2 protein-coding genes and 1 pseudogene are annotated in these 4,069 nt (G+C 49.2%); 2 read left to right on the forward strand and 1 reads right to left on the reverse strand.

What is annotated here, in order from left to right; all coding sequences use genetic code 11:
* A pseudogene (locus PX481_RS26330) lies at nucleotides 1-136 on the reverse strand (Uma2 family endonuclease); the annotation flags it as partial.
* A 276-nt stretch (nucleotides 137-412) separates the two neighbouring features.
* Between PX481_RS26330 and PX481_RS26335 the strand changes: the two are divergent.
* On the forward strand, nucleotides 413-883 hold the full coding sequence (locus tag PX481_RS26335; RefSeq protein WP_002761788.1) for a DUF29 domain-containing protein: 471 nt from the start codon (nucleotides 413-415) through the stop codon (nucleotides 881-883).
* 54 nt (nucleotides 884-937) lie between these two features.
* A partial coding sequence (locus tag PX481_RS26340; protein WP_288096897.1) for an SNF2-related protein occupies nucleotides 938-4,069 on the forward strand: 3,132 nt, incomplete at its 3' end.

Here is a 4,069-nt window from a genome sequence, read left to right on the forward strand (position 1 = left end):
GAGAAGTGGCAAAAAGAATCTCAAGATTTTCTTTGATTTTCACGATCCATTCGTATTGTTCGGTATTATCGGCCATGGGTTTACCGTCACTGTCGGGGTATTCAATATCTGGATCAATAGCTGGTGTAAAGGTCATAATTTATACTCTGAGGTTATTTGTCTGAAAATTAAATTCTAGCAGCGACGTTATCTTTCCCCTCTAGTCCCAAAATAACATCGCCAATAAGGTTGATCAAAATGTTTGTGTACTTTTGTTAAAAAGAAAAAGTTTTCTTGATAAAAAGAACAACTTGTGCTAGTGAATAAATCTCTAACTTGGCAAAAATTCCCCAGACTAGAAGCTGATCGAGGATAGCGATCGAGAGTTATAATCGAGCCATTACCCCGCGCTCCCAGTCGGGATGAGAAATCTATGATGACCGCTCTCTACGAAGAAGATTTTGTTCTCTGGACAGAAAAAACCGCCCAACTGTTAAAGCGAAAAGAGTTTGACAGGGTGGACTGGGAAAACCTGATCGAGGAAGTAGAGTGCATGGGAAAAAGCGAGAGACAGGCAATAACGAGTTTATTAACCGTTTTAATCGAACACTTGCTCAAACTATCCTATTGGGAATCGGAAAAAGAACGGAATGCCCGTCACTGGATAGTGGAGATCGCGGCTTTCCGAGCGCAATTAGAACAAAAAATAGATAGTGCCACCCTCGTCAACCATGCCCGCGATTCTTGGGAAAAAGCCTATTTAACCGCCAGAAAATCCCTGATTAACGCACGGATAGTCGATAAAAATGCGATTCCCCTAGAGTCTATATTCACTCTCCAACAGGTATTAGACGGGGATTGGTTCCCGATCGATATCGAACCTTTTTTGGAAACCCGTCCATAAATTGCAGTCATATCCCCGCAAAAAGATTAGGATTATCAGCGAATATAACCGAATATGAAAGATATCGAGCAAATACGCCGCCAACTCATCGAACGCTACCAACAATTATCGGCACTCGATCAGGTGATCGTCCGTCTTTTTTCCCTAATCTATGAACCGATCGCCCGCAGCACTTTTCTAGACTGTTTAAATCAAGCTCATTACCGCGACGAGAACAACCGGCGATTTAACGGCCAAACCCTGAAATCCCATTTAGATATCCTCCTAGAAGCGGAAGTGATCACCCAGGACAAAGGCTACGGGCCGCGCTGTCATCCCCTCCTCGTCGAGATTGCCAGCCGTGATAGCGTTAGTAAGGGAGAATTCAAGCGTTTTGCCGAGATTATCAAGGCAAAACTGGCGCAACCCCGGACTCGTTGGGATGAAAGCCTAGTTTTTCAGGGACAAGAGCAATTAATCCGAGAAATACGTCTGGCCATCTATCGTCAGGATTTCGACTCGATCGAACAACAAATCGCCGATTATCAGAAAACCAGCTATTCTTCCTCAAAAACCAGCCTAGAAGACCTTCTCATCCTCATCTACGATAACCCCTTCGATGGGGATTGGTTACGGACGCAACCGACCAAATTTCAAGCCCTAGCACTAAATAGCATTCTTGTCAAGGCTTTTGAAAAAATAACTCGCGCCGATGGGGCTTTTTCCCTCCTAGAAGAACTCTGTCAAGACCAGACCAGTGTTTCCGAAGCCCATTTGTGGCTCGAACAGGCGATCATCCGAGGACAATACGATAAGGTGCGTCGGTATCTCGATCGCCCCTTCCCGGAAAGCCAAGCAGCAGAAATCGGGGCGATACGGGGTTGGATTGCCTTTCTAGGCGGGGAAAACAGCAAAGCGATCCAAGAATATACCTTCGCCCTTAAAGCCCTAAAAAAAGCCAAAGGAAAACAAAAAATCTATTTTTCTTCGATTAGCGGCTTCTCCTTTATTTTCGCCCTCCTCAAAGAAGGAACCCCCGAACGTCTCGCCGAAGCCGCCAGCTATACCAGTTGGGTGGCGCGTCAAAACGATCATCCTTTCCGCCCTATCTATGCCCGTCTGGAAAAAATCATCGCTGCCCGTCAGGGAGATATGCAGGCCAAAGACGCAATCATCGACGCGACGATCAATCCCTACCAAATGGGCCAGGGTCTAGAGACTCTTATCTGTAGTATCTGTCTCTACTGGATGAGCAGCGACATCGCTAAAAAACATCTGCCCCGCCTACTCTTGCCCCTCTACAAAGATGCCAAGGCGGCCGGCTACCATTGGTTAGCCCTAGAAACCGGGGCCCTACTGTCCCGACTCGATCGAGCGCCGGAAGCGGAGGTGGTTATAAAATGGCATCTCTCTTCCCCCCTAGTAGATGCGATCGAACCCCAAGAAGCTTGGCAACTGTGCCTGAATGCCTTGACTAATCTGTGCGCGCCAACACCAACCCCGGGTAAATCTAACCCCGTCGTCCGCCTTGCTTGGTTTCTCTCTATCCATTCCGAGGATTATTTCCTGCAACCAAAAGAACAGAAACTCGACGCGCGGGGTAATTGGAGTCGTGGCCGTCCCGTCTCCCTGAAACGTCTGCGAAAAACCGGGGAAATTGACTATTTAACCCCGCAAGACCTGAAAATTTGCGCCCATATCTTCGTGGAATCCAGTTACTATGGCCAGAACGAGTATCACTTTGAGTACCGGGCCATTATCGAACTGATCGGTCATCCCCTGGTGTTTTGGGAAGATTCCCCCAGAACGCGGGTAGAAATCGTCGCCGGGGAACCGGAATTGCGAGTAAGTAAGGAAAAATCGGGTAAATTAATCCTCTCTTTACTGCCCGATCTCAGCGATCACCAAGAAGTGCTGATTTGGAAAGAAACCCCCACTCGCGTTAAGGTAATCGAAGTCAAGCCAGAACACCGAAGCATCGCCGACATTATCGGCAAAAGCAACCGCCTAGAAGTCCCCGACAAGGGCCGGGAAAAAGTGCTGGCCGCGATCAATTCCCTCTCCGGGATGGTGACAGTACATTCCGATATCGGCGGAGGAAAAGCAGCCCGGTCAGTGGCGGCCGATAGTCAACCCCGGATTCATCTCTTACCGGCTGGGGAGGGTCTAAAAGTGGCGGTTCTCAGCCGTCCTTTTGGGGCAGCCGGTCCCTATTTCCAGCCTGGAAAAGGGGGGGAAACAGTGATCGCCGAGATCGAGGGGGAACGGCTGCAAACAACTAGGGATTTGGCCCTGGAGAAAAAACTGGCACAAACGGCGATCGATTCTTGTCCGATCCTGATCAGTTTCGAGGAAGAAAATGGGGAATGGCGGCTAGAAAATCCAGAGGATTGTCTAGATCTACTGCTGGAATTGCGGGAATTAAACGATAGCGTCCTTGTGGAATGGCCGGAAGGGGAAAAATGGCGGGTGTCGCGTCAGCTTCGATTACAAGACCTACACCTAAATATCCACAGTCAACGGGATTGGTTTGCCGTCAGTGGGGAACTGCACCTAGAGGAGAAATCGGTGCTGAGTATGCAGGAGTTGATGAAACTGCTAGAGGGATCGCCGGGGCGGTTTATTCCCCTCGGAGATGGTCAATTTCTCGCCCTAACCGAGGCATTTCGGGAACGGTTACAGGAAATGCGCGCTTTCTCGGAAAAGTCCGGCGACGGTTTGCGGTTTCATCCCTTTGCTGCCCCGATTCTCTCCGAACTCAGCGAGGAAGTGGGACAACTCAAGGCCGATAAACGTTGGCGCGACAATTTACAACGCTTTCAGGAAAGTCAGGATTTTACCCCAGAAGTCCCCTCAACTCTACAGGCAGAATTGCGCGATTATCAATTGGAAGGCTTTCGTTGGTTAGCTAGGCTGGCCCAGTGGGGGGCCGGGGCCTGTTTGGCCGATGATATGGGATTAGGGAAAACTTTACAGGCCCTGGCAGTAATCCTAACCCGCGCCTCGGCGGGACCGACTTTAGCGATCGCTACTACTTCAGTATGTTTGAACTGGATTAGCGAGGCGGAAAGGTTCGCACCCACTTTAAATATCATCCAATTGGGAACAGGCGATCGGCAAGCACTACTCGATCGACTGCAACCTTTTGATCTGTTGGTCTGTAGCTATAGGTTATTACAGCAGGAAGAAGTGGCCACCATGTTGGCC

This window comes from Microcystis sp. M53603_WE2 (genome assembly GCF_030065435.1).

Coding starts and splice junctions, on each gene's coding strand:
- PX481_RS26335 (WP_002761788.1), top strand. CDS start 413: ATGATGACCGCTCTCTACGAAGAAGATTTTGTTCTCTGGACAGAAAAA.